This is a genomic window from Streptococcus sp. HMSC066F01, assembly GCF_001837335.1.
In the GTDB taxonomy this organism is placed as follows: Bacteria; Bacillota; Bacilli; order Lactobacillales; family Streptococcaceae; genus Streptococcus; species Streptococcus oralis_S.
In genome coordinates this window covers 360,486-382,475 of record NZ_KV832118.1, presented here as the reverse complement: position 1 = coordinate 382,475, position 21,990 = coordinate 360,486, and the positions used below count along the sequence as shown (strand labels likewise).

The 21,990-nt window shown below is 40.8% G+C and carries 18 protein-coding genes; 5 read left to right on the top strand and 13 right to left on the bottom strand.

What is annotated here, in order from left to right; genetic code table 11:
* Positions 1-12: 12 nt before the first annotated feature.
* On the bottom strand, positions 13-528 hold the full coding sequence (locus tag HMPREF2655_RS06125; protein ID WP_070838142.1) for a methylated-DNA--[protein]-cysteine S-methyltransferase: 516 nt from the start codon (positions 526-528) through the stop codon (positions 13-15).
* Positions 525-1,019 (bottom strand): GNAT family N-acetyltransferase, encoded by a 495-nt coding sequence (locus HMPREF2655_RS06120; protein WP_070838139.1) that lies wholly within the window; start codon positions 1,017-1,019, stop codon positions 525-527. The genes HMPREF2655_RS06125 and HMPREF2655_RS06120 overlap by 4 nt, the downstream gene beginning before the upstream one ends.
* Positions 1,020-1,153: 134 nt before the next feature.
* On the opposite strand from HMPREF2655_RS06120, the gene HMPREF2655_RS06115 reads away from it, so the two are divergent.
* Positions 1,154-1,600: a DUF1836 domain-containing protein gene (locus tag HMPREF2655_RS06115; RefSeq protein WP_001087578.1), complete on the top strand. Its 447-nt coding sequence runs from the start codon at positions 1,154-1,156 to the stop codon at positions 1,598-1,600.
* On the top strand, positions 1,597-2,244 hold the full coding sequence (locus HMPREF2655_RS06110) for a PAQR family membrane homeostasis protein TrhA (RefSeq protein ID WP_001097972.1): 648 nt from the start codon (positions 1,597-1,599) through the stop codon (positions 2,242-2,244). The genes HMPREF2655_RS06115 and HMPREF2655_RS06110 overlap by 4 nt, the downstream gene beginning before the upstream one ends.
* Before the next feature lie 19 nt (positions 2,245-2,263).
* On the opposite strand, the gene pdxT is transcribed toward HMPREF2655_RS06110, so the two are convergent.
* From pdxT to nox, 3 genes are all read right to left on the bottom strand, one after another.
* On the bottom strand, positions 2,264-2,845 hold the full coding sequence (pdxT, locus tag HMPREF2655_RS06105; protein ID WP_070838137.1) for a pyridoxal 5'-phosphate synthase glutaminase subunit PdxT: 582 nt from the start codon (positions 2,843-2,845) through the stop codon (positions 2,264-2,266).
* A complete protein-coding gene (gene pdxS / locus HMPREF2655_RS06100; protein ID WP_000138522.1) occupies positions 2,846-3,721 on the bottom strand; it encodes a pyridoxal 5'-phosphate synthase lyase subunit PdxS in 876 nt (291 codons plus the stop codon).
* 303 nt (positions 3,722-4,024) lie between these two features.
* Positions 4,025-5,404 (bottom strand): H2O-forming NADH oxidase, encoded by a 1,380-nt coding sequence (nox, locus tag HMPREF2655_RS06095; RefSeq protein WP_070838136.1) that lies wholly within the window; start codon positions 5,402-5,404, stop codon positions 4,025-4,027.
* Positions 5,405-5,711: 307 nt separating this feature from the next.
* Between nox and HMPREF2655_RS06090 the strand changes: the two genes are divergently transcribed.
* From HMPREF2655_RS06090 to HMPREF2655_RS06080, 3 genes are read left to right on the top strand one after another with little or no spacing between them, the layout of a single operon-like run.
* Complete coding sequence (locus HMPREF2655_RS06090) at positions 5,712-6,641, top strand: FAD:protein FMN transferase (RefSeq protein ID WP_070838359.1); 930 nt, start codon at positions 5,712-5,714, stop codon at positions 6,639-6,641.
* Between the two features lie 18 nt (positions 6,642-6,659).
* Entirely contained in the window at positions 6,660-7,265 is a 606-nt protein-coding gene (locus HMPREF2655_RS06085; RefSeq protein ID WP_012000572.1) for an NADPH-dependent FMN reductase, read from the top strand.
* Between the two features lie 17 nt (positions 7,266-7,282).
* A complete protein-coding gene (locus HMPREF2655_RS06080) occupies positions 7,283-8,527 on the top strand; it encodes an NAD(P)H-dependent oxidoreductase (RefSeq protein WP_049501180.1) in 1,245 nt (414 codons plus the stop codon).
* Positions 8,528-8,608: 81 nt separating this feature from the next.
* On the opposite strand, the gene HMPREF2655_RS06075 is transcribed toward HMPREF2655_RS06080, so the two are convergent.
* From HMPREF2655_RS06075 to ezrA, 8 genes are all read right to left on the bottom strand, one after another.
* Complete coding sequence (locus HMPREF2655_RS06075) at positions 8,609-8,866, bottom strand: DUF896 family protein (protein ID WP_000371291.1); 258 nt, start codon at positions 8,864-8,866, stop codon at positions 8,609-8,611.
* 41 nt (positions 8,867-8,907) lie between these two features.
* Positions 8,908-10,944, bottom strand: a complete 2,037-nt coding sequence (glyS, locus tag HMPREF2655_RS06070) for a glycine--tRNA ligase subunit beta (protein ID WP_070838134.1) — start codon at positions 10,942-10,944, stop codon at positions 8,908-8,910.
* 260 nt (positions 10,945-11,204) lie between these two features.
* Entirely contained in the window at positions 11,205-12,122 is a 918-nt protein-coding gene (glyQ, locus tag HMPREF2655_RS06065; protein ID WP_000038733.1) for a glycine--tRNA ligase subunit alpha, read from the bottom strand.
* A gap of 211 nt (positions 12,123-12,333) precedes the next feature.
* Positions 12,334-12,705, bottom strand: a complete 372-nt coding sequence (locus HMPREF2655_RS06060; protein WP_070838132.1) for a GFA family protein — start codon at positions 12,703-12,705, stop codon at positions 12,334-12,336.
* Positions 12,706-13,022: 317 nt separating this feature from the next.
* Positions 13,023-17,534, bottom strand: coding sequence for a S8 family serine peptidase (locus HMPREF2655_RS06055; RefSeq protein ID WP_070838130.1), 4,512 nt, complete (start codon positions 17,532-17,534; stop codon positions 13,023-13,025).
* A gap of 289 nt (positions 17,535-17,823) precedes the next feature.
* Positions 17,824-18,666 (bottom strand): aldo/keto reductase, encoded by an 843-nt coding sequence (locus HMPREF2655_RS06050; protein ID WP_070838128.1) that lies wholly within the window; start codon positions 18,664-18,666, stop codon positions 17,824-17,826.
* An 81-nt stretch (positions 18,667-18,747) separates the two neighbouring features.
* Positions 18,748-20,139, bottom strand: a complete 1,392-nt coding sequence (gene pgdA / locus HMPREF2655_RS06045) for a peptidoglycan-N-acetylglucosamine deacetylase PgdA (RefSeq protein ID WP_070838124.1) — start codon at positions 20,137-20,139, stop codon at positions 18,748-18,750.
* A 103-nt stretch (positions 20,140-20,242) separates the two neighbouring features.
* Complete coding sequence (gene ezrA / locus HMPREF2655_RS06040; protein ID WP_070838122.1) at positions 20,243-21,970, bottom strand: septation ring formation regulator EzrA; 1,728 nt, start codon at positions 21,968-21,970, stop codon at positions 20,243-20,245.
* Positions 21,971-21,990: the final 20 nt, after the last annotated feature.

Here is a 21,990-nt window from a genome sequence, read left to right as displayed (position 1 = left end):
CTTCTTTTCTTTCTATTCTTTATTTTCTTGAAATGCTGCACCTTCATGTTGCAAGAGCCAGGCTTTCTTTTCGACTCCAGATGCATAGCCTGTCAGACGATTGCCTGATCCCAGCACACGATGGCAGGGTACGAGTATAGACCAAGGATTGCGCCCCACTGCTCCGCCAATCGCTTGGGCAGAAGCTACTTGCAGATCTTGCGCTATTTGTCCATAAGTCACTGTCTGACCATAAGGAATGGCCTGTAAGTAAGCCCAGACTCGCTTTTCAAAATCCGTTCCAATAGGAGCCAGAGGTAAGACAGATAGATCCTGAACACTGCCTTCGAAATAGGTATCTAAATAGGAAATAACCTGGTCTAGGACAGGATGTTTCTTAACTATTTCTATACTATCTCCAGCGATTCCTCTCTCAAAATGAGTTTGGTCCTGTACCCAAATTCCATACAGATATTGCTCGTCAGCAACTAAGGATAAGGTTCCAATTGGCGACGGGTAGAGCATTTTTGCGTACTTATTCTGCTTCATTTTTTTAATTTCTGATAGGCCAAACGTTCCCCATCAACTGGAACCTTACCAACCTGTTGGAAGCCTAGCTTTTCAAAGATATGCTGCATGACCTTGTTTTCTGCATGCGTATCTGAACGAAAATCTAGATAATCAAAACCTTCAATCAAGCCTTCTAGGAAAGTCTGAGCAACACCTTGTCCTTGGACATCTGCTGCCACAGCGATACGGTGAAAGACCAGATATTCTGATTCTCCCCCCTGCCAACTCCCTTCATAAATGGCTTCATAGGATTTCTCTGGGCTCTTGGTCACAGCAGCATAGGCTAGTAGTTCTCCTTCTTCCAAGGCCACATAGGCTTGACCAGAGATGATATCATCAATAATGATGTCGGCATTTGGATAGCCATTTTGCCACTGGTCGCTACCAGACTCAGCTAAGCACTTTTTGGCATCCTCCATCACCTGCATAATGGCATCTACTTCGTTTGGAAAAGCTAAACGAATCTCCATCTTTTCCCCTCATTTCTAACTAGTTTCTCTCATCATAGCATAATTTAAAGCTTTCTACAAGCAGTTGAAACTTGACTTTTGTTTTTTATTATTTTATAATCTAGTTATTAAAACTAGATAAAAAGGAGTTGGAAATGAATTCTAACTTTTCCTACCCAAAATGGGAAGACATTCCAAACATTGACCTCTATCTGGATCAGGTTTTACTTTATGTCAATCAGGTCTGTGCCCCTATCTCTCCAGATAAGGACAAGGGACTAACAGCATCTATGGTCAATAACTATGTCAAACATGGTTATCTGACAAAGCCAGACAAGAAAAAATACCAACGCAAACAGATTGCTCGTTTGATTGCTATTACTACTCTCAAGTCTGTCTTTTCAATCCAAGAAATCGCTCAGACCCTCAATACTCTGCAAACTCAAGCGAGCTCAGACCAGCTCTACGATGCTTTTGTGGACTACATGAACCATGGGATTGATCCAGAAAATCCTATTATCCAAACCAGCTGTCAAACGGTTAAACTCTATCATCAAACTCTAGACTTAATCCTTATCAAAGAAGAGGAGGAAATCCAATGAATACCAGTCTAAAACTCAGTAAAAAACTCAGTTTTGGAGAGGAAATTGCTAATAGCGTGACCCATGCTGTGGGTGCCGTTATCATGCTCATCCTACTCCCTATTTCATCCACCTATAGTTATGAAGCACATGGGTTTTTATCATCTTTTGGTGTTTCTATCTTTGTTATCAGTCTCTTTCTCATGTTCCTCTCGTCAACCATTTACCACTCTATGGCCTATGGTTCGACCCACAAATACGTCTTGCGAATCATCGATCATTCTATGATTTACGTGGCTATCGCTGGCTCTTATACGCCGGTTGTATTGACTTTGATGAATAACTGGTTTGGCTATCTCATTATTGCCATTCAGTGGGGAACGACCATCTTTGGCATCCTTTATAAAATCTTTGCTAAAAAGGTCAATGAGAAATTCAGCCTTGCCCTTTATTTGATTATGGGCTGGTTGGTTCTGGCTATCATTCCTGCCATTATCAGTCAAACAACGCCAATTTTCTGGAGTCTTATGGTAACTGGTGGACTCTGTTATACAGTTGGAGCTGGATTTTACGCTAAGAAAAAACCTTATTTCCACATGATCTGGCATCTCTTTATCCTAGCGGCATCTGCACTCCAATACATCGCCATTGTTTATTACATGTAAAAAAGTTGAGAATCTTTTCTCAACTTTTTTCTTTACACATATTGGTAAAATACTGGTGCAAGCCAGCATCATCTGTCAATTCTGGATGAAAAGAAGTTACCAGCATATTTTTTTCTTGCGCAGCAACGATTTGATCATCAACTGTTGCTAGAATTTCTACACCCTCTCCAACACTGCTGATAATCGGTCCACGGATAAAGGTCATGGGAATCTGACCGACTCCCTTACATTCTGCCTCTGTATAGAAGCTTCCTAGTTGGCGCCCATAGGCATTGCGCTCTACTACTATGTCCATAGTCGCTAGATGACTTTCTTCCTGAGAAATGATTTCCTTAGCCAGCAAAATTAAACCCGCACAGGTTCCAAAGACTGGTAGTCCAGAAAGAATGGCTTCTCGGATGGGAAGCAGCATGTTCTGGTCGCGCAAGAGCTTGCCCATGGTTGTAGACTCACCGCCAGGTAATATCAAACCCACCAAGTCACTCTGATGTTGTTGAAAATCATCCAAATTTCTGATTTCAACACTCTCGACTCCTAATTTATCTAGCACTTTTGCATGTTCTGCAAAGGCACCCTGCAAGGCCAATATTCCAATTTTCATCTATTTTCCTCGCTCAGCCATGAGAATTTGGATTTCATTCTCATTAATTCCAACCATGGCTTCCCCTAGGTCTTCAGAGATTTGAGCCAGAATTTGAGGATTTTGGTAGTTGGTTACGGCTTTGACAATAGCACTTGCTCGTTTAACAGGATCTCCTGACTTGAAAATACCTGATCCAACAAAAACACCTTCTGCCCCCAATTGCATCATCAGCGCAGCATCTGCTGGTGTTGCCACACCTCCGGCTGCAAAGTTGACAACTGGCAATTTTCCATGTTGGTGGACGTATTGGACCAATTCTACAGGAACTTGCAAGTCCTTGGCAGCCACATAAAGTTCATCTTCTCGTAAATTTTGAATACGGCGAATTTCCTGATTCATCATACGCATATGGCGAACGGCTTGAACGATGTCACCTGTACCCGGTTCTCCTTTGGTACGAATCATGGAAGCTCCCTCAGCGATACGACGCAAGGCTTCACCCAAGTCCTTAGCTCCACAGACAAAAGGAACTTGGAATTCTTTCTTGTCCACATGAAAACGGTCGTCTGCTGGAGACAGCACTTCACTCTCATCGATATAGTCAATCTCAATAGCCTCTAAAATCTGAGCTTCAACAAAATGCCCGATTCTGACCTTGGCCATCACTGGAATGCTGACAGCTTCTTGGATTTCCTTAATCATCTTTGGATCGCTCATACGGGAAACTCCACCAGCTGCACGAATATCAGCTGGAATCCGCTCCAAGGCCATAACAGCTGCCGCACCAGCAGCCTCTGCGATACGAGCCTGTTCAGGGTTCTGCACATCCATAATAACCCCACCTTTGAGCATCTGTGCCAAGTTTTTATTTAGTTCATAACGATTTTCAGTCATTTCTTAATCCTCATCATTTGTATTGGTAGCTACCATTTCATTTTAAGGCAGATTAGAATGAAGTACAAGATAAAAAAAGGATAATTGTGTGGGTACAGATTGATACTCAATGAAAATCAAAGAGCAAACTAGGAAGCTAGCCGCAGGTTGCTCAAAACACTGCTTTGAGGTTGTAGATAGAACTGACGAAGTCAGTAACATATATACGGTAAGGCGACGCTGACGTGGTTTGAATTTGATTTTCGAAGAGTATAACTAAAAAACTATCTGACCTTAACCTAAGGCCAGATAGTTCATTAAATTTTATTTTTCAGCTGTAAGTGCAGCCATTGTGATGTAGTTGTATGGTTTGTTAAAGTGCGGCAAGAAGAATAGGTCTGTCAAAGCCAACTTGTCAATTGTCACATGCTCTTGGATAGCAAGTGAGAACATGTGGATTCCCATACTGATAGCTGAATCACGTGATACCATTTGAGCGCCAAGAATTTCGCGGCTGTCTTTGTCAAAAACAATCTTGATGGCAACTTCATGGTTGTCATGCTTCATAAATTCTGGTTTTTGAAGATCGTTAAAGCCTGTTTCAGTTGCGTTGTAACCAGCAGCTTTAGCTTTTTCAAGAGTCAAACCAGTTGAAACCATGTGAAGACCGTAGATTGAGATACCGTTTGATCCTTGTACACCGATTCCTTCAAGTTCGTGTCCACAAGCATTGTAAGCACCAACGATACCAGTACGAACAGCGTTTGAAGCAAGCGCGATGTAGCTAGTGTCTTTACGAGCGTTGTCATAAACAGTCGCACAGTCACCTACTGCATAAACACCTGGAATTGATGTTTCTTGTTTCTTATCTACAAGGAAGGCACCGTTACGGAAGAGTTCAATCTTACCATCAGCAAGGGCTGTGTTTGGACGGAAACCAACTGCAAGAACAACCATATCCACATCAAATGTTTCTTTGTCTGTTACCAAACGTTCAACTTTACCATCACCTTGGATAGCTTTTACTGTTTGACCAAGCGCCAAGCGGATGTTATGGTCTTCCAAGTTCTTCGCCATCATTTGAGTGAAGTCTTTATCATAGTAGCCGTTCAAGACAGTGTCTACGATATCGACAAGCACAACTTCTTTTCCAAGACGCTCAAAGGCTTCTGCAAGTTCAACACCGATGTAACCACCACCAACAACGGCAATGCGCTCAAGGTGCTTGCTCTTGTCTTCAAGTTTTTCAATAACTTCTTCAGCGTTTTGGTACAATTTAACAAATTGTACATTTTCAAGAGTTGCTTTGAATTCGCGGTTGCCCTTAACGATTTCAACACCTTCGATTGGAGGCAAGATTGGAGTTGAACCAGTTGCAAAGATCAATTTGTCATAAGACTCTTTGTGTTCTTTACCTTCAACTTCTGCAGTCACAACTTTGTTATCATAGTCAATTGAAAGAACTGGTGAGTTCATATAAACTTTAGCACCTTTTGCTTCCATTTTTTCTTTATCAGAGTAGAAGAGACCTTCTGGGCCATCAATTTGTTCCCCGATCCAAAGCGCCATTCCACAACCAAGGAATGAAATATTTGAGTTTTGGTCAAATACTACGATTTCGTTCTCATGTCCGAAGTTGTCCAACATGGTATTAATACAAGCTGTACCAGCGTGGTTAGCACCAACTACAACGATTTTACTCATAGAAAAATTCCTACCTTTAATTTTTGATTTACCTTTCTAGTATATCATTTACTGTTAGCGTTTACAAGGTATTTGCTCAGAATTCTCTTTTTTTCAGAAAAAAATACACTTAATATTAACAAACCTTATTTTTCTATCGTTTTCATATTAATTTTGAGCATATTTCTTGACTTTTTGTCAAAATTCATTTGTGAAAACGCTGACTTTATGATATGCTAGATACATGGAAAGAAAATGTAAGGGGTTTAATTTTTCTTTAACGACCTTATATTGAATGATTTCCTATAAAGAGAAAGGAGTTGGTAGCTTGCCTCTTCGTTCGCACTCTGAACGGCTAATGGGAACAACTATCACGATTTCATTAGTAGATGAGCGGGCAGAAATCCTGCTTCAGGACGCTTTTGACTTGCTCAAAGAGCTCGAATACCGCTTTAACGCCAACAGTCAAGAATCCGAACTGATGGAAATCAACTACCAGGCTGGAATTGCACCTGTCAAGGTCCATCCTGACTTATTTGAACTGATTGCTCTTGGGTTAGAACATAGTCTAGCTCCATCTAGCCATCTCAATATCAGTATTGGCCCCTTGATTCAAACCTGGCGAATCGGTTTTTCAGATGCACGGCTTCCAGACTCTAAAGAAATCGAAGCTGTCTTATCTCTAGTTGACCCGCATTTTATCAAGTTGGATCCGACTAGCTCTACTGTCTTTTTAGAGAAAAAAGGAATGAAGCTTGATTTAGGTTGTTTAGCCAAGGGCTATAGTGCAGATAAGGTTGCCCAGTATTTAAAAGCACACGGTGTCACCTCTGCCCTGATCAATCTCGGAGGAAATATCCTCACCATCGGGAATAACCAAGCCAAAGAAGGGAAAGCCTGGCAGATTGGGATTCAAGATCCGAGAAACCCTCGCGGCAATCATCTCCTAACCATTCCTGCTTCTAACAAATCCGTTGTCACTTCAGGTATCTATGAACGCCACCTGACAGTAGATGGAAAAGACTATCACCATATCTTTGATAGTGAGACAGGATTCCCTGTCGAAACCGATCTCGCTAGCCTAACGATTATCTCTGATAAATCCGTTGATGGTGAGATTTGGACTACACGCCTTTTCGGAGAGCGAAGCGCTTCTATCCTCTGGCAAGTCGAAAGTATAGATGGTATTGAAGCCATCCTCATCGACAAAGAAGGACGCCTTGCTTGTTCTTCAGGCCTTCAAAATTGTATTATGTAAAAAGAGAAAGGAAATCTCATGCTAAAACTTATTGCCATTGTTGGAACGAACTCTAAACGTTCTACAAACCGCCAATTGCTCCAATACATGCAAAAACACTTTGCTGATAAAGCTGAAATTGAACTCGTTGAAATCAAGGATATCCCTGTTTTCAACAAACCAGCAGATAAGCAACTTCCAGCTGAAATTCTTGAAATTGCAGCTAAAATTGAAGCATCTGATGGTGTCATTATCGGTACCCCTGAGTACGACCACTCTATCCCTGCAGTTTTGATGAGCGCTCTTGCTTGGCTATCTTACGGTATCTACCCACTTTTGAACAAACCAATCATGATCACTGGTGCTTCCTATGGTACACTTGGTTCATCTCGTGCCCAATTGCAACTTCGTCAAATCTTGAATGCTCCTGAAATCAAGGCAAATGTTCTTCCAGATGAATTCTTGCTCTCACACTCTCTTCAATCATTTAACCCAAGTGGCGACTTGGTTGACCTTGATGTTATCAAGAAATTGGATGCCATCTTTGATGACTTCCGTATCTTTGTGAAGATTACTGAGAAATTGCGCAATGCACAAGAATTGCTTCGCAAAGATGCTGAAGAATTCGACTGGGAAAATTTGTAAGATAGGAGACCGAAAGAATGAAATTTGTTGGACTTGTTGGATCAAACTACGATCAATCATATAACCGCAAACTCTTGGAATTTATCCGTCGCAATTTCAAATTCAAATTTGAATTAGAAGTTCTTGAAATTGACGAAGTTCCAATGTTTAACCAAGACGAAAAATGGGACGAAAGCTTCCAATTGCGTTTCTTGTATAACAAGATTACACGTGCTGATGGTGTTATTATCGCTACTCCTGAGCACAACCACACTATCTCAGCTTCACTTAAATCTGTACTCGAATGGCTTTCATACGAAGTTCATCCATTTGAAAACAAGCCTGTTATGATTGTGGGTGCATCATACTATGACCAAGGAACATCACGTGCCCAAGTTCACCTTCGTAAAATCCTTGATGCTCCAGGTGTCAATGCCTACACGCTTCCAGGTAACGAATTCCTTCTTGGTAAAGCTAAGGAAGCTTTTGATAACAACGGAAATATCACTAACGAAGGAACTGTTAAATTCCTTGAAACTTGCTTAGATAACTTTGTAAAATACGTAGGAGTCGTTTCGAAATTGAAAAAACCAAAACCAATCGAACCAGAAGACTTGGATTGTGGAAAACCAATTGCTACAACCATTACAGAAGTTGACCCTGACGATCCAGAATGGGTAGAAAAAGTTGCAGCAATCACTGGTGCTGTTTCTGGTGATACCTATGTCAAATTAGACCACGGTATCCTGACAGTTAACCAAATCGATATGTTTTTGAAAGCTATGCCATTTGAATTGACATATGCTGATGACAACAACCAATTCCTCTACTACAATAACGCTCACCAAGATCCAGACACCATGTTTGCTAAACGTGTACCACCTCAATCAGGTAGCCGTATGTCAACTGTGCATGGTTCTCTTCCACCAGCACGTATGAAGAACGTAGAGTGGGTTATCGGAACACTTCGCAACGGAAACCAAGAATACGTACGTACAATCGTTCCAGGATCTCCTGCAGGTGTTATCAACACTCACAACTACCAAGCAATGTACTATCCTGATGGATCATACGCTGGTATCAATGAAATCGTCTTTAACTTCCAACCATGGCTTGACTGGTACCTAAAAGAGACTGGTCAACGTTTGGTAGGTGGTAGCGGACCATTTGCTCCTGCTGCTGGAGGACATGGAGATGCTGATGCTACTTCTGGCGCTTCTGATTCAGGTGACGCTGGAGGCCACGGTGGTGGCGCAGACGCTACTTCTGGTGCAAGTAACTAAGAAATCAAAAAGGAGCCACTTGGCTCCTTTTTAATTGCAACAGAAAAGAGGCTTGTAAATCATCTACAAACCCCTTTCGTTTTATGAGTTAGGATCATCTAAACTACGGCCGTGTAAACCTTTTTCACGTTGTACTTGGCGTAGTTTTTCTGGTGTAACGTCATTGCCTTCTTCGTCCACAATTTTGATTCCTTCAATGTGGTGGCGAACAGAACGACGATAGCCTTCGATGTACTCCTCACGAAGTTTAGCTTGTTCCACTTTTTCAGCAGAAGTTAAGCCTTCTGTTTTTTTCTTTTTGGCAAGCTCGTTGATACGAGCGATTTTTTTCGGGTCCATTTCTTCTCCTTTGTGATAAGATACAGTTCGTTTGACTGAGTTTATTTAGTATTGATTTGGTTGAAACGTGCAAGTTTAGCTGCTTTCTTGGTTAATTGCGACAAGATAGCCAAACGATTTTGTCGAACAGTCTGATCTTCAGCCATTACCATGGTATTCTCAAAGAATGCATCAATAACTGGACTAAGTGCAAAGAGTTGTTCTAATTGCTGGCTTGCAGTTCCTGATAAAACTAATGATTCTACTGCCTCCGCCAAAGCTTTCTCTTCTTCATTCTCAAAGAGAGCAGGATCAACCGTGTCAGAACCTTCTGCCTTCTCAGCCAAGTTGAAAGCACGTGAGAGGGATTCAACAGACGATTTAAAATCTTCTTTCTTGCTTGCTTCGACAAGAGCACTTGCTGCTTCTAGCATATCTGCCACAACAAAGTTCGAACTTGCAAGGACTGCTTCCTTGATGTCTTTCGGAGTTGACCCCATCATCTTATCAACACGAGCCTTGATAAAGTCCATGACTTCTGCTTTATTTGCATAAGTCAAGCTGTCAAATTTCAAACTGTAAAGGCTATCGATCAACTCATCCATAGCAATGTGCCAACCAAAAGCATCCAAGATACGGACTACACCTTGAGTCGCACGACGAAGGGCATAAGGGTCATTAGAACCTGATGGAATCAAGCCTACTGAGAAGAAACTCAAAATCGTATCCAATTTGTCTGCAATGGCTAGAATGGCTCCAACCTTGCTCTCTGGAAGTTCGCCTTCAGCAGCTGTCGGCATGTAGTGTTCACGAATAGCGGCCGCAACTGCTGGAGTTTCTCCAGCAAGAAGAGCATATTTCTCACCCATAATTCCTTGGAGTTCATCAAACTCGCCAACCATACCTGTCAACAAGTCAAACTTGTAAATAGCTGCTGCACGCGCTAGGTCAACTGTTTCATCCACTGACAAACCAGCTTTTTCTGCCAAGAGAATGGCAATCTGCCCTGTACGAATCATGTGTTCACGAAGGGAACCAATCTTTTCATGGAAAGTAACGTTGTTTAATTTTTCAACAAGGTCAGAAATAACCAATTTTTGGTCCTCACGCCAGAAGAATTCTCCGTCTTCCAAGCGGGCTACCAAGACTTTTTCATTTCCTTTGATAACATTTTCCAAATACTCTGCGTTTCCGTTACGAACAGAAATAAAGTTTGGCAAGAGTTTTCCGTCTTGATCACGAACAACAAAGTAGCGTTGGTGCTCTTTCATTGAAGTCACCAAGACTTCTTCTGGAACTTCAAGGTATTTGGCGTCAAAACTTCCCATGAAGGCAGTTGGGTATTCAACCAAGTTCAAGACTTCATTCAGCAAGTCCGCATCAATTTCGATACGTACACCATGTTTTGCCTCGATTTCTTTGATTTGGTCAACAATCATTTGCTCACGTTCACAAGGATCCGCGATTACAAACTGTGCACGAAGGTCTTCTTCGTAGCTCAAAGCTGACTGAATCTTAGTTTCTTGTCCCAAGAAACGATGGCCACGGCTTACACGACCGCCCTTGATATCAAGGAAATCCAAGTCAAACTCTTCTTCATCTAAAAGAACAGTTAAAGTGTGAACAGGGCGGATGTATTCAAAGGTGTTGTTAGCCCAGTGCATGCTGACTGGGAAAGTTAGGGATTTCAAGACATCCACGACACCAGAAACAATGGCTTCAACTGCTTGACCCACTTCTTCCTTGGTAACATAGACGTATTCTTCACCCTTGATTTCACGGAATTCAATATCTTCAACCGTCAGGCCTTTCCCACGGACAAATCCTTGAGCTGCTTTGGTGAAGTTTCCATCACTATCCAAGGCGATTTTCTTTGCTGGACCCTTGAAATCTTCTGTCAAATCAGACTGTTTGTCTGCAAGACCAGTCACACGAACAGCCAAACGACGTGGTGTTGAGAAGGTTTGAATGGCTTCAAAAGACAGGCGGTTTTCCTTGAGGAAGGCTGCCATTTTTTCACCTAGTTGTTTTTCGCTTGGAGTTACTACGTAGGCTGGTAACTCTTCAAGACCGAGTTCTACTAATAAGTTTTTTGTCATGTTTTTTCCTTTACATTTTCTTCAATCTTTTTTGATATGCACCTTAGGTACTGGGGACGTCGCTAACTAACTTTTGTGAGTCTGTAAGGAAATCTTATACCAAATAAACTAAGATTTCCAACAGTCTCATCAAAGTGGATTTAGCTGACTGATTCTTGAACCCAAGGTTTCAAAAATCCCCACATAACAGTACGGCGGTGCATATCCCTCTAGCAAGTCTTCGACTTGTCTTTAACGATTTTAGAGCACAGTATTACTTACTATTCTGCGTCTTCTGCTAGGAGTTTAGCTCGTGTTGCTTCATCCAAAAGTGGGTAGCCTAGGCGTTTGCGTTCTGCAACAAAGGTTTTGGCTACTACACGGGCTAAGTTACGGATACGGGCGATATAGCCTGCGCGCTCAGTTACAGATACGGCACCACGCGCGTCAAGCAGATTAAAGGTGTGTGAACATTTGAGAACATAATCATAAGCAGGGTGAACTAGGCCTTCTTCCAAGGCACGACCAGCTTCTTTTTCGAACTTATCAAAGTTTTCCAGCAACATTTCTTGGTCCGAAATTTCAAATGAATATTTTGAGTGCTCATACTCAGGCTGGATAAAGATTTCTCCGTATTTTACACCATCAGCCCACTCGATATCATAGACAGAGTCCACTTCTTGAATGTAAGAAGCCAAACGTTCCAAACCATAGGTAACTTCCGCAGTCACAGGGCCAGTTGCCAATCCACCGACTTGTTGGAAGTAAGTGAACTGAGTGATTTCCATCCCATCAAGCCAAACTTCCCAACCGAGACCAGCTGAACCAGTCGATGGATTTTCCCAGTTATCTTCAACGAAGCGGATATCGTGTTCCAAAGGATTGATACCCAATTTTTCCAAAGACTCAAGGTACAGTTCTTGGATGTTTGATGGAGAAGGTTTCATAACCACTTGGAATTGGTGGTGTTGATATAGACGGTTAGGGTTTTCCCCATAACGACCGTCAGCAGGACGGCGTGATGGCTCCACATAAGCCGCATTCCATGGCTCAGGACCAATAGCACGAAGGAAAGTGTAAGGACTCATTGTCCCTGCACCTTTTTCATTATCATAAGCCTGCATGAGCATACAACCTTGGTCATTCCAAAATTGTTGCAAAGTCAAAATAATTTCTTGAAATGTTAATTTCTTAGACATTGAATACTCCTTAATAAAAAATGATTTTTTTCGACACGAGTCTGCCTTGTCGATTATACGAGGCAAGACGAGTTAGTACTGCGTCTAGCTCAGGCACTCTAGTGCTGAGCGTGGGGCAGTCCGACTGTAAGGAGGTCTCTGTCACTGACGCAGTGGAAAGTCAATTTCTTAGACATTGTTTACTCCTTTAATTTATATTATCTTTTTAGATTTATTCATCAAGCAACCAAGAAAAAGCTGGATCCTGAAAAATATGACGTTTGGGAACAGTTCGTAAATTCTGATCGCATTCGTCTATTGTACCTAGTTTCAAAGCACAGACTTCTGGTATATTTTCTTGAGCAGTGAAAATTTGACTATGACAGTTCTGACAGTAATAGCGTTGTTTTCCTGGAGATGAACTATAGGTAACCAACTGTTCTTTTCCATGCAATACTAGGTTTTTACTGCTAACTTTGGCATTCACTGTATAGGCAGACGCAGTTGCTTTCCGACAGAATGAGCAGTGGCAAAAAACTAATTCCGACAATTCCTCATCTAAAGTGTAGGTCACTGCTTTGCATAAACAAGATCCTTTAAGCATTATGCTCCTTTCTACTTAGGCATTAGACGAAATTCAAAAAGAACCGAATTTCAACACCCAAGCCTTGCGACTAGGGGCGTCTGAAACGCGGTTCCACCCTAATTTATTACTTCATTGTTTTTAAAAATACGACAGAAAGCGCCAGTTTCTTACCTTGTTCTACTTGGCTCCCACTACCCCAAGCTCGCTTGAAGAACGCCATAAGACTTTCTTTCCTAGCTAATATTATAGCAGATTTTCTAGCTAGTGTAAACCAAAAATGAGTCTGAAAACAAAGTTCCAGACTCATTTATTAGTAAAGCTTCAGAAAGTCCTGTTTAAGGGTGTCTTTTCGCTTTTGGTTTTTTGCCATGTAAATTTCTCTTGGCTTGTTTCAATGCTGTAATGGCATCTTTGACATCTTCTTGGCTCGCTCCTGGATCTTTAAGGAGTTCCTGTGCCTCTTTAAAAGTTAAAAGATAAGCTGCTTTTTCTTTCTTGTCAGCATAGATAAATCTCGCGTTCTTTTCTTGGAAAAGGCGTTCATCTTTGACCAGTTTCTTCAGACTAGAGAAGTCTGTTGCCTTGCCATTCAGTTTGCTTTTAGCTGATGCTAGGGCAATGAGAGATTGGTCAATTTGATCCTGTTTAACTTTAGGATCCACAGCTAGTAAGGCGATTTCTTGGAAGGCACGATCATAAGCTCGACGTACTTTTTCCTTGGCATTCGCATATCGTCCAGTTTTAGTCGTTGCATAGTAAGCTTTCATAGCTTCTTTCAAGGCTGTAACGTTCGAATCTTTTCCATCCAAAGCTTTACCAGCAGCTTCAAGACTAGCGAGAACGCCATCAATCAATTCTTGTTTCAACTTGCTTGACAAGGCTGACTGCGCAACTTGGAAAGCTTGGTCATAAGCTTTTCTCTTATCTGCACTACTATTAAAGTAACGAGACGTTTCTACCAGTTCTTTTTGTTGATTTACCGCAGCAAGCAAGGCCAACTTAGACACAACAGATAGACGCAAAGCATTATTTCGACCTGGCTGAACGAGCAAGGAAACAAGATCTTCAAGGAGTTCATATCCAGTTGGCAAGGTGACTTGTACAGTATAACGACCTGTAGCAACTTTCTTACCAAAGGCGTATTGACCGTATTTTTCAGCAGGAAGAGTGATACTTGTCCCATCTTCACCTTTCAGAACCACTGTAGTCGTCTTTGGAACAGCTTGATTGAAGGAAACAGACACTGGTGCATACTCTAGGAGATTTGCTAGGAAGGTAATAGTTTGGAAACTATTACCTTCCGTCAAGTCAAACTCTTGGGACAAGGCACTGATAAATTTCAATTCTGTTCGATCATAACTGAAAATTTCTGCTGTATAATGACCAAACTGTAAAAAATGAATCGCTTTTGTCTTGTCAACATCAACATATTGCCCCTTGCTATTTTTGATTCGATAGACGTAGAGGCTATCAATATCCTGGTTTGTTTTTGCATCCTTCAAGGCAATTTTCATTCGACCACTATTTTGATCGCGGACAAGTTCGGCAAGTGAGATATAGTCTACATTTCCTGCATAGTCCTCAACAAGATAGTAACTATTAGCCTTATCAACATCCTTAGGAAGTGTATAACTACCGTCAGCATTGGCCTTAATCAGATGGGTGTTCTCAAGCGCACGAGTTCCAGATTGGTCTTTTCCAGTTAGAACCATGGTCCCTTTCTGGTCAAATGGTGTGATATAGAAGACTTTTTCTGAAAGGATACCGCCTTGCCCCACATCTTTTGGTTTGCGAGCTACGAATTCTTGGTTTCCATCTTTAAAGCGAATATAACCACTTGTGATTACAGGTTTTTGAGTATCAATTTGAATTTTAAAGGTCGTGTATTGTTCTTTAGCTCCTGGAACGTCTGGTGTATAACTGATAACATAGTCATATAAACCATCTGCAACAGTATTCCCATCAAAATCCTGGCCTCTCCAAGCAGTATTATCTAGAATATAACTCTTCAGATTTCTACTGTCTCCATCAAAGTAATTCTTACGAAGATCCTTTGCATCGCCCTCCCAAATAGGATGTTCATGCTTGGTATCTGTAGCCGCATAAACTGTTGCACGAAGATTTACAAGATTTCTCAAAGCAACCGTTTTGTATTCAACCAGGTCTTTGTTTCCATCATCGTTTGGAGAAATAGCAATACGGACATTTCCTTTTTCGTCCAACTGAAGAACATGTTTACCTTCAGCATTTTGTTCAATTCCAAGAACGGTAATTCGTCGTCCTTGGCGTTGACCTTTAGACACTAGAAGGTCATTTTGCAAGGTAGCTAGATAGGTAGCATCATTAGAGTAGTTAACGGCAGGATTTTCCTTGTCTACTTCTGTGTAAAATCCATTTTTCCCTTCTCGAACAAGGTTGTAAATTGGTTTTTCGACAGCGGGGAGATTTTGGAATTCACCTCGGAAGCCCATAAATGCAAGACTCACAATATCCCCATCATCTGCCGGATCTACAAAGCGAACAAACCCTTCAAGGAAATAGCCATTTGGCATTTGTTTGCTGAGTTCAGTAGCAAATTTTCGAGCATCCACTTTAACAGTGACTGTTTGACTGCTGTGGGCTTTGACCGTCACTTCAGGCCATACTGTCTCCGTTAGTTTTCGAGGTCGAAGGGTGAATTTCCCATCTTGGACTTCGTCTGTATTGGCATTCACTACCATCTTGAGAGTACGGTCAGTATCTGAAATATTGTGTACAGTGACCTTGAAAGTAAATTGATCTCCAACATTTCCTAAAGTCACACTTGGATAACCATTTTCACCCGTTACATAGAGGTCTGTTGACACTGCAGCAGCTGTGTCAACAATACCAGAACCTTGCTGACGAGGAGAGGTATAAGTGCCTGTGTCCTTATTAACATGTGGTTTTGCAGTTGACATGATCAAGGCCTTGACAGTCTCTGATACTTGCTCAGGAGTCAATTCTGGATGGTGTTTTTGAAGGTATTCCTTAACCAAAACTGCAACACCCGTAACGTGAGGAGCCGCCATACTGGTTCCGCTGATACTACCATAGGTATTGTCATTAAAGGATGAGTAGATATTACCGCCAGGAGCTGTCACGTCTGGTTTTAATTGTCCATCGGTAGTCACTCCCCAACTTGAAAAGTCAGATAGCTGATTGGCTACATCAGAAGGACGATTATCCATCTTACCATTAAAAACAATCTTGTAGTTTCCTGATTTTAAGGCTTCACCATACTGTTTAGAAATAAATACAGAAGGAATTTTCTTTGCTTCATCATCAATAGACATATTGATGTTTGCACCTTCTACATTATTGTAGATTAAAGCACCAACTGCACCGTGTTTTCGTGCATTTTTGATTTTCTCTGAAAAGTTCATGGCTCCACGCTGAATGAGGGCAAGTTTCCCAGTTAAATCCAACTTCGCAAAGTCTTCTTCACGACCTAACCCTGCTTCGACGTATTCATACTCTTTTCCTTTTTCAAAGTCCTTATCTGCTTCAGGTTGATTATAATCAAATTTTCCGTTATGAAGACCGGCATTTCCCTCTAGACCTTTGACTTCAAAAACCGCTGTCGTCAATGTTTTATTGTTGACAGAAGCAACTGAAATCGAATCCTCAACAGTGGATGGATTTCCAACCAAGCCATAGTCTGGGTTTTCAGCTAATGGTTTTGAATAACCATTTCCGAATGTATTGCTATTTCCTGCTGAGATAAGAACAGAAACTCCCTTGGCACGAGCCCGTTTGATGGCATCCACAATATCAGAACCAGCATCGACCATAGAACCAGTGCTAGATCCCAAACTCATATTAATGGCATCTGCTCCCAAGGCAACTGCATCATCAATCGCCTTTACATAAAGGGCCGAACTGGTCGTTTTTTGGCGGTCTGAAAAGACACGCATAAACATGACTTGGGCTTCTGGCGCAACACCATAGACCTTTTCACCATTTGGTGCCTCTTTATCAGGGTTTCCAGCTGCAATCCCTGTTACGTGCATCCCATGAGAAGTTCTTTCTGCTTCTTTGATCTTATCTGTTCCGTCAAAGTAGTCATAGGCATAGACAACCTTATCACTATACCATTTACCGTAGTCGATTCCAGCATCCTTTTTAGCTGCTTCGATGGCTTCCTTGTTTTTAAATTTTGCTTTTGACGGATCCGAAATTCGAAGTACCTCATGATTCAAATCAAGTCCAGAGTCAATAATGGCAACAACGGTCCCTGTTCCCTTGTAACCAGCCTTCCAAGTTTTCGGTACTGTGATGATATCATTGCTTGAAAGACTATTGGGTTTTGCAGACTCAGCTTTTTCTTGTTCTTTTTCAGTAGTTGCTGTTTCTCCAGTAGTTTTAGGAGCTGTCGTTGCTTGAGCCTCTTTGTTCTCTATGTTAGAAGCCTTCTCAGTAGCAGGCGCTGGACTGGTATCTACTGTTGTTTCTTTTTGGACGACACCTTGATTCTCTTCGTTTGCAACTGCGCTATCTTTTCCTGATTCTTGAGATTCGGCAGTTTTATCAACTGGAGTTTCTACCTTAGCATCTTGTTTACTAGCATCCTCTTTAGAAGTTTCAGCTTCTTGTTTCTCTCCAACTACTGGAGCTATCCCATTAGTGGTAGTTAAGTCAGTCGTAGAGTTTGAGTGTTTATCGTCTTTTAGCTCTGTCTTAATTTCCTGAGTTTGAGCTTGATTTTCACCTGTACTCTGCTCATTGGCACTGACTTGACTTGCTCCAAAAACCAAAGCAGTTCCCAATAAAACTGAAGCAAGACCAAATTTGTATTTCCGTAATGAAAAACGTTGTCGTCTATTCATACATAATCTCCTTTTTCTTTAAAGTATACCTATTATAGCGCAAATAGGTATAAATTTTTACAAAAATCTGAATTGTCACAAAAATGTAATATTTACGTATATATCTTACTTATTTAATTTTATCATTCGTGTTATTTGCTCCATCAAACCAATATTTTCTAAATTCGTTCCTATATTTCAATCCATAAAATTATTTTATTATACAAACAATTTAGATTTTTTATACACAAAAAGACTAGGATTTAAAATTCCTAGTCTTTGTTATTTCAGTATAAATAGATTTCACAAACTAAAAATCCATCTCATCCACACGAGGTGCGCCCGAAGTCACTGAAATTGTCTTTAAGATTTCTCGCTCGTCTTTGCTGAGTTCAATTCCAAAACAGTCAAGATTGCTCTGGATGCGAGAGGCTGTCACTGACTTAGGTAGGGGTAAAAAGCCTTCTGCCAAACTCCAAGCCAAGGCAATTTGAGCCACTGATTTCCCATGCTTAGCAGCAATTTCTTGGACTTCTTTCTGTTCAAACAACTCTCCTTGGCCAAAAGGTCCCCAAGCCTCTAAGAGAATTCCTTTCTCTCTACAGTAGTCAACCACTTCCTCTTGATAAACTCCTGGTGCCAAGCGCACCTGATTGACCGCTGGAATGACTCTTGCTGTCTCAAGCAAGGCATCCAAATGATGGGGAAGGAAATTACTAACGCCGATAGCACGGATTTTGCCTTCTTGGTAAAGGTCCTCCATCGCTCTCCAGACTTCAGCATTGCGAGTTTTCCATTCGTCATTTTCTCTTAAAGGTTTTGGATTTGGCCAATGGATAAGGTACAAATCTAGATAATCCAATCCCAGTTTTTTCATTGATTCTTCAAATGCTTGGCGAGCTTCATCATAGCTGTGATTGGTATTCCAGAGTTTGGTCGTTACAAAAATTTCTTGTCTTGGAATACCGCTATCTCGAATAGCACGACCAACACTTTCCTCATTTTTATAGATAGCTGCAGTATCGATATGACGATAGCCGGCCTTTAAGGCTTCTAAAACGGCTTGGTAGGCCACCTCTCCATTTTCAGCTTTCCATGTTCCAAATCCTAGTACAGGAATTGAAATTCCATTATTAAGGGTGTAAGATTTCATCGTTTTTCCTTTCTATGTGAAGAAAATCTAAAGAAACAAAATCCTGATTATCAGAACACTTGCCCCTTTAGATTTTAACAATTATTGATCACGATCGTAATAGATCTCGTGAGCTTTTAAGCGAGAATTGAGCAATTCAGGAACGGTCACAAATGTATACCCTTCACCCTTTAAATACTCAATAACACTTGGTAGAGAATTAACAGAAGGACCATGAATATCATGCATGAGGATGATGGAACCATTGCGAACCTGACGTTGAATCTCTGTCAAAATGGCTGTCTCGTTTTTACTCTTCCAGTCCAAACTATCCACGTCCCACATGATGAAGCTTAAATCAAGGCCGTTTCGAATATCATCAGTGATGGCACCATAAGGTGGGCGCATCAGTTTAGAGCTTGATCCTAAAACTTGAGTTAACAAATCTTCTGTATCAGTGATTTGCTTTTTTGCATCTTCGAGCGAAAGTTGTGAAAGAACGGGATGACTCCAGCTGTGGTTTCCTACAACATGACCTTCTGATTTCATTCGTTTTAGAAGATTTTCATTACCTGCAATGTTTTTACCAAGTACAAAGAAGGTTGCTTTTACACCATATTTAGCTAAAGTATCCAAAGCTTGCGTGGTTGTAGTAGGATTTGGACCATCGTCAAAGGTCAAGGCTACAACTTTTTTATTTTTCTTAGCAAAGTATGCTTGGTAAAGTTCAGCATCCTTTTCTAATAGATAAGAGGACTCCAATACATCAAAGAAACTGGATATTGGTAAGGCAATTTCCTCCAGAGTCTCCCCTGGATTAGCAGGATAAAGGATGATTTGACTATCCTTATAATCAAAGCTCCAAGATGTCAATTCTTGGTCTGTGAAGCTCTTTATAACTTGATCAATTTTTGCCTGGTCAAGTTTCTTATCTTCTAGAGTTGATTTGATTTGACTCAGTAAGAGTTCCTTAGCCTTACTTGCATCTTTGAAGAGTTTGCTGAGGTCAAAATCTTTCCCATCTTCAGTCAAGAAAATTTTCCCTAAAGAAGTCTTTTCTTTTTCTTCAACCTTTGATGCAGACAAATCGTAGACTTGCTTACTGATACTACGAGCAACAACTCCCTTTAAGACTGGGTCCAACTGCTCAGTATAATAAAAGACCAAATCCTCTTTATCTTCCAGCTTTTCTTTGATATCCTGGTTGATTTTTTCTCTAACAGACGCAATGACTTCCTCTCCTTGAAGAGGGTAGTAGGCAATCACCTCAGCTTGACCTTTTCGAAAATGGTCCTTCTGACTACCTGAGTTGAATTGCTGGTCCTTTTCGCTTTTTAGCGCTTCAATTTTTTGTTCGTAAGATTGCTTTTGTAGTAGCTTATAACCAATAGCACTCCCTAATAGAATCGTAGCAATTCCTAAGATTCCAACAAGGGAAAGCAATAGCCTTCTCGTTTTATCGTGAGAAACACGTTTCGCTCTATTTTTTTTCATATTTCCATCATATCAAATCGAGGCTATTATTTCAATGATAAACAGGGATTCTGTCTTTTTTTAGGAAAATAAAAAAGCTTAGAAATCTTCTAAGCTTCTATTTTTAAAAACGAATCGCTTCACGTGTTTTCTCATATGAAGTTACAAAACGGTTTGTAACTCCTGGTTCAGCAACTTCCAAGGCTTGTGAAATTTTTTCAAATGATGCCTGGTAGTCAAACTCTTTTTCAAAAATTTCAAGCGCTTCGTTGAAGGCCTCTTGGATACGCTCATCAAATGAACGATAACGGTTTGAGTATTGCAAGAGTTGCTCCGTCAAGGTTGCATATTGAACGATATCATAGGTTTCTGTTTCAAGTGCTTCCATATCATTTGTTGCAATTTCAAGAACGCGTTTAACCGATTCAATATTCACTTGCGGTTGTTCTAACTCTGCCATCAAATCTTCTGTGTTATGACTTGCAGTAAAGAAAAGTTTCAAGAAACTTTGAGGAATACCTGGCAAATTTCTCTTCTCCATGTAACGTTTGATAGTATGCAAACGGTTCACATAGACATTTGCTTTTTGGCGAGCATTGAGGTCGTCTTTTTCAATTTGGGCAAGTCGTTCGCTAACAGAGATTTGCTCATCCTCTATATCCTTGAGGTTGCTTTGAAGCATTTCCAACTGTTCTTCAAGAGCAGAGTAGGCTTGTGTTGACTCACCTTGATCCTCTGTTACTTCCATGATTGCCGTATCAAGTGCAGCCAATTCTGCTTGAAGACGACGAACATGATTGCCATCACTTTCAGGAAGAAGGTAGGTTTTAGTCAAGCGTTCAAGGTCTTGAACAAGCACCTGATTATTTTCTTTCAAGTGGTTGAGATAAGTTGGTAATGTAGCAAGAAGACTTTCAACCACTTTTTGAGCTGCAATTTCACGAGTGAAGATATCATAAAGTGCGTTGATTTCTTCTTGGATGCGATTATTTTCATACTCTGCATTGTCTAATTCCAACTGACGGATGTTTTCTTGATTATTCTTCAAAGATTCATGCAAAAGTTGGAAACGAGACTCAATATCTGTTTCTGTAAAGTGATAGTTGGCATCCAACAGCTTGCGATAGCCTTCTTCCAAATCTGCTAATTGTTCTGGCAGTTCCTTTGTCAAGGTTTCAACAAGAGCTGGAATTCGCTCAACGATGTGTGTCAAAGCAAGAATATGATTTTCAGTTGAATCAAGAATTGCTGCGGCTTCAACTGGGTCACCTGATGAGTTCAAGGTAACAAATTGAGAGAATTCAGATTGGATGTTTTCCAATTGTTTCTCAATCTCAGGAAGGGCCTTACCATATTTCTCTGAATCTTCTGCAACGGTATGTTGAAGGGATTCAAACAAGTCCAAGGCATGAAGGACACGGCCACTATTCTTAGATTCTTGTTTTTCAAGTTCTGAGAGAGCATTGCGAATAGCTGCAATATCTTCTTCAATCAAGCCGATTTGGCTCTCAATTTGATCAAGTTTGTGTGTTGCCTTAAAGAAACGGAAAGAATTGTTGTAGCTTTCAGCTTCAAAGAGGTGATTTTCAATATCAGCAAATGAGTTCAGAGATAAATCAACCCATTTTTGATTCCATTCACGAAAGGTCACCTGACTTTGACCAATCAAGTGCATGTTTTTAACGGCTTCAACCTCATCATTTACAGGAAGGTTGTAGAGTTCTTCTTTTCTTTCTTCAAGGGCCGTTAATCTGCTTACATTACGCTTACGTAAAAAGATGGCTGTTACATAAGCTAAGATCAGAATGACTGCAATCGCAACCATTAGATAAATTAGTTGTCCATTAGACATATCAAACTCCTTTTATACTA